Origin of the sequence: Phytobacter sp. V69, assembly GCF_965644215.1 — a bacterium.
GTDB lineage: Bacteria > Pseudomonadota > Gammaproteobacteria > Enterobacterales > Enterobacteriaceae > Phytobacter.
Window position 1 is genome coordinate 1 of record NZ_CBFFRL010000261.1, and the last position, 5,308, is coordinate 5,308.

The following is a 5,308-nucleotide window of genomic DNA, read 5'->3' on the forward strand; positions in this document are numbered from 1 at the left end:
CGGCCTCATTTCTCGCTGCCGTCCAGATCAGATGCATCGCTCTCTGGGCTAAAATCTTGTGACGACACTATCTAGCGCCTTTCTCACGTTTCGCTTGCATCGCGCGCGGCTTTTGCCACCCTTATAGGGTGTAAAACAGATAAGAACAGAGTTATGCCGCCGAAAGCTAAGCAAATCCCCCACGTCATGACAGTTCATGGCGATACGCGTCTGGATAACTATTACTGGCTGCGGGACGACACCCGCTCGCAGCCAGAGGTACTGGATTACCTGCAGCAAGAGAATGAATATGGTCGGCGCATTATGGCCAGCCAACAGGCACTGCAGGATACCCTGCTGCAAGAGATCATCTCGCGTATTCCGCAGCGTGAGATCTCCGCCCCCTATGTGAAGAACGGCTATCGCTATCGGCATATCTTTGAGCCGGGAGGTGAATACCCGATTTACCAGCGTCAGTCAGCACTTTCTGCGGAATGGGATGAGTGGCAAGTCTTGCTGGATGCTAATCAGCGCGCGTCACACAGCGACTTTTATACCCTCGGTGGGATTGCCATCTCGCCGGACAACACGCTGATGGCCATTTCTGAGGATTACCTGTCGCGTCGTCAGTATGGGATCCGCTTTCGTAATCTCGAGTCCGGGAACTGGTATCCGGAAATGCTTGATAACGTTTCCCCCGGCTGTGTGTGGGTCAACGACTCTGAAACCGTCTATTACGTGCGCAAACATGCCACGACGCTACTGCCGTACCAGGTCTGGCGTCACACCATCGGCACACCCTCGACGGATGATGAGCTGATCTACGAAGAGGAGGACGATACATTTTACGTCAGTCTCGGCAAGACCACCTCTCAGCACTACATCATCATTCACCTGGCGAGCTCGACAACCAGCGAGGTGTTACTGCTGGATGCCGAATTACCTGATGCTCAGCCGCTCTGCTTTTTACCGCGCCGTAAAGATCACGACTACAGTCTTGATCACTTCCAGCACACCTTCTATCTGCGCTCGAACCGTGATGGTAAAAACTTTGGCCTGTATCGCACCAAAGTGCGCGATGAAAAACGCTGGGAGGTGCTCATTCCGGCGAGGGAGCATGTCATGCTGGAGGGATTTACCCTCTTCACGGACTGGCTGGTGGTCGAGGAACGCCAGCGGGGGTTGACCAGCTTGCGGCAAATCAACCGCAAAACGCGCGAAGTTACCGGCATAGCCTTTGACGATCCGGCGTATGTCACCTGGCTTGCCTATAACCCGGAACCCGAAACATCGCGGCTGCGTTATGGCTATTCGTCCATGACAACGCCGGACACGCTGTTTGAGCTGGATATGGACACCGGCGAACGACGCGTGATCAAACAGACGGAAGTGGCCGGGTTTGATGCCAGTGATTATCGCAGCGAGCATCTGTGGATCCGTGCGCGGGATGGTGTAGAAGTGCCGGTATCGCTGGTCTACAACCACAAACATTTCCGCAAAGGGGAAAATCCGTTACTGGTTTACGGCTACGGATCGTACGGCGCCAGTATGGATGCAGATTTCAGCAGCAGCCGGTTAAGTTTACTGGATCGCGGCTTTGTTTATGCGATTGCCCATGTCCGTGGCGGTGGTGAACTTGGGCAGCAGTGGTATGAAGACGGCAAGTTCCTAAACAAAAGAAACACGTTTAATGATTTTATCGACGTCACGGATGCACTGCTGGCGCAGGAGTACGGTTCACCGCTCTTTTGCTACGGCATGGGTGGTAGTGCTGGTGGACTCCTGATGGGGACGGTTATCAACGAGCGTCCGTCGCTGTTTCATGGAGTGATTGCTCAGGTACCTTTTGTCGATACCCTCACCACCATGCTGGATGAATCCATCCCGTTGACCACCGGCGAGTTTGAAGAGTGGGGAAATCCGCAGGATGAGGCCTACTATCACTACATCAAACGTTACAGCCCGTACGACAATGTTAGCGCACACGACTATCCGCATATGCTGGTCACCACGGGGTTGCATGACTCACAGGTGCAATACTGGGAACCGGCCAAGTGGGTGGCGAAGCTGCGAGAGTTGAAAACGGGCAACAATCTGCTGCTGCTCTGTACCGATATGGATTCTGGCCACGGCGGCAAATCAGGCCGTTTCAAATCCTATGAGGGCGTAGCGCTGGAGTTTGCGTTTCTGGTCGCCCTGGCACAAGGCACGTTGCCGGACAAAAAAGCAGATTAATTATCGTCGAGATAATGCTTTAAGGTCAGCCGCAGTTCCGGACTCATTCGGTCCAGATTATTGAATAACCAACGCAGGTAACCGGGGTCGCGCTCTGCGACTTCGGCAACCGGCTTGCCCCGGTATTTCCCAAACGTGAAGGTCGTCAGCAGGGCGGGTCTGCCGGTGACGGTCGCCATCTGGTCCGGCGTCCAGCCGGAGGTGTTGATAATGTCTATCAACAGGGCCGCGGTGATATAGCAGTCATAAAGCGCCCGGTGATGATGTAACCCCGGCGGCGTTTGCACGCTAAGTTTGCGTGATTTATACAGCGCCATGTTGCTGTACTTAATGCCGGGCCAGAGTCGACGCGCCAGCTTCATGGTACAAATCCACTCACCGGGCATTTCCGGCAGTACGCGTCGATCGAAGCTGGCATTATGGGCGACATACCAGTGGCTGCCGTAATATTGAGGAATCACCTCTTCAATCCACGGTTGGTTGACCACCATCGCTTCGGTAATCCGGTGTATCGCCATCGCCTGTGGGCTGATAGGACGGTCCGGGCGCACGAGGTGACTCATGGGATTAATGATCTGCCCGTTCACCACATCCACGGAGGCAATTTCGACAATCCCGCCCTGCAAGTCGCAGGTTTCGGTATCGATCACGCGCAATACGGTTTCAGCGGTCATTTACTTTTCGGCTCATAGGGCAGGCGAGACAGATTGATCGACGCCAGGCGGTGAGCAATAAGCCTTTCGCGAAACCAGGTGCGTAAATGCTCTGGTTGTTCACGTTCCACCACTTCTGCGACTACCGGCATGTTGTAGCGTTCTTTAAAGGCTACACCGGCCGCCGCCAAATCGACGTTGACTTTGTCCATCTCTTCCTGTGAAAGTCGGGCCAGATTGGTATTCATGCGTTTCTCCTGGATTTATGCCGCAAAAGTTACTAAGCCTTTCGCAGAAAGACAAGTCTGCCGATGATGATACTCGACGAGGCCATTATACAGAGTTATTCTCATCGGCTTATACATAACAAAAAGGAATGAAAGACATGGTTTTCATCGCATCCCGCCTGTCGCGCACGCTGGTATTTATCGCTGCAATGGCTGCCGCTCCTGCCGTTTTCGCACATGCTCACCTGAAAAGCCAGTCTCCGGCAGCGAATGCCGAGGTGACGACGGCTCCGCAGGCGCTGACGCTGAACTTCTCCGAAGGCATTGAACCCAAATTCAGTGGCGTGATCCTTACTGGCGCGCAGCAGCAAAGCATCAAGACCGGGGCAGTCAAACGTAGTGAGCAGGACAAAACGCAAATGATTGTCCCGCTGGAGCAGGCGCTGCAGCCGGGCAATTATACCGTTGACTGGCATGTCGTTTCTGTCGATGGCCACAAAACCCGCGGCACATATACCTTTATCGTGAAATAAGATGCTCACCGCTGGCTATATTGGGTTACGCGGCCTTCATTTCGCCGCCTTGATGCTGCTTTTTGGCTGTACGCTCTTTATTAGCCGGCTGGCACCTCGCCATCTGCACCGTTTGATGGTGACGCGCTTTTCCCCACTATTCCATCTGAGCCTGTGCGCGAGCGCGCTCAGTGCCGTCTTGATGTTTGCGCTGCAGGGCGGGATCATGGGCGACGGTTGGGCGGATGTTTTTGACCCACAAACGTGGCGGTTGTTGATCGGTACGCAGTTTGGCAGCGTCTGGCTATGGCAGATTATCGTTGCCGTTATTACCCTCATTGTCGGTTACTTACAGCCGCAGCAGCAGGGGCGGTTAATGCTGCTGTCGGGCGCGCAGCTGATTCTGATGGCCGGTGTTGGTCATGCCGCTATGCACGAAGGTATCGCCGGCATTCTGCAACGTGCAAACCACGCATTACACTTGTTGTGTGCTGCTGCGTGGTTCGGTGGCTTATTGCCGGTGATTTTTTGTATGCGAATGAGCCGCGCGCGCTGGAAAAAGCATGCGGTTGTAGCAATGATGCGTTTTTCACGCTATGGCCATCTGGCCGTGGCCAGTGTGCTCATAACGGGCATGATCAACACCCTGCTGATTCAGGGCAGTCTTTGGTCTGTACAGACTGATTATGGACGTATGCTGTTGATCAAATGTGCGCTGGTGGCGCTAATGGTGGCAATTGCCGTAGTGAACAGGTATGTTCTGGTGCCACGTTTAGGCCTGAAAAATTCCCAGGCACGACATTTCCTGATTTGGATGACATGGACCGAAGTGGTTCTGGGTGCGCTCGTGCTGGCAGCCGTCAGCCTGTTTGCCACCTGGGAACCCTTCTGATTAACCGGACGAGAGTGATGAAAAAAACCATACTGACGATGCTTCTACTGGCGTGTTCCGCAGGCGCATTTGCCGCGCCGTCGGTGATTACCGTAAGCCGCTTTGAAGTGGGTAAGGATAAATGGGCATTTAACCGAGAAGAGGTGATGCTGACCTGTCGACCTGATCATGCGCTTTATGCCATCAACCCCAGTACACTGGTGCAATATCCGCTGAACGATGTGGCGCAGAAGCAAGTTGAGAGCGGTAAAACCACTGCACAGCCGATCAGCATTATCCAGATTGACGATCCGGCCAGACCGGGTGAAAAGATGAGTCTTGAGCCATTTATCGCCCGAGCGGAAAAACTTTGTTAATAAACCCGTTTATCTGCCTGATTTTATATAAAAAACCGCAAGCCTTATTCGATAAGTCTTGCGGTTTTAACATTTTTAAGCGTGACGATAACCGAATTTTTCAGACCGGATTTGCCGCAAACTGGAAAACCTGGCGCCGTCATCTATTCTTAAAGTGCAAGGCGACTTAGCCTGCATTAATGCCAACTTTTAGCGCACGGCTCTCTCCCAAGAGCCATTTCCCTGGACCGAATACAGGAATCGTATTCGGTCTTTTTTGGAACCCTTTCCAGACAAGCACTTACGCGGCTTCGACTGAAAATGTCCGGAAATCGTCCGAATTCCCATATCCGGCGACCTAACCCTTATACCAGAATTAATTCCTTTTTGCGCGCATCTCTCTAGATAGTGTCGTCACAAGATTTTAGCCCAGAGAGCGATGCATCTGATCTGGACGGCAGCGAGAAATGAGGCC

General features: G+C 53.2%; 6 protein-coding genes. 4 read left to right on the forward strand and 2 right to left on the reverse strand.

The genetic code is table 11. From position 1 onward, the window contains the following. Window positions 1–153: 153 nt before the first annotated feature. Entirely contained in the window at window positions 154–2,214 is a 2,061-nt protein-coding gene (gene ptrB, locus ACSZPU_RS23010) for an oligopeptidase B (RefSeq protein ID WP_499003576.1), read from the forward strand. Here ptrB and exoX read toward each other — a convergent pair. Then, window positions 2,211–2,888 carry an exodeoxyribonuclease X gene (exoX, locus tag ACSZPU_RS23015; protein WP_499003580.1) on the reverse strand — a complete coding sequence of 226 codons (678 nt, stop codon included), beginning with the start codon at window positions 2,886–2,888 and terminating at the stop codon, window positions 2,211–2,213. The genes ptrB and exoX overlap by 4 nt on opposite strands. Continuing rightward, entirely contained in the window at window positions 2,885–3,115 is a 231-nt protein-coding gene (locus ACSZPU_RS23020; RefSeq protein WP_499003583.1) for a DNA polymerase III subunit theta, read from the reverse strand. The genes exoX and ACSZPU_RS23020 overlap by 4 nt, the downstream gene beginning before the upstream one ends. Window positions 3,116–3,252: 137 nt before the next feature. Here ACSZPU_RS23020 and yobA point away from each other — a divergent pair, with 137 nt between their 5' ends. The 3 genes from yobA to ACSZPU_RS23035 are packed head-to-tail and all read left to right on the forward strand — an operon-like array spanning window position 3,253 to window position 4,854. Then, complete coding sequence (gene yobA / locus ACSZPU_RS23025; protein ID WP_499003585.1) at window positions 3,253–3,627, forward strand: CopC domain-containing protein YobA; 375 nt, start codon at window positions 3,253–3,255, stop codon at window positions 3,625–3,627. 1 nt (window position 3,628) lies between these two features. After that, window positions 3,629–4,498: a copper homeostasis membrane protein CopD gene (gene copD / locus ACSZPU_RS23030; protein WP_499003587.1), complete on the forward strand. Its 870-nt coding sequence runs from the start codon at window positions 3,629–3,631 to the stop codon at window positions 4,496–4,498. 14 nt (window positions 4,499–4,512) lie between these two features. Then, window positions 4,513–4,854, forward strand: coding sequence for a YebY family protein (locus tag ACSZPU_RS23035; RefSeq protein WP_499003589.1), 342 nt, complete (start codon window positions 4,513–4,515; stop codon window positions 4,852–4,854). Window positions 4,855–5,308 lie beyond the last annotated feature (454 nt).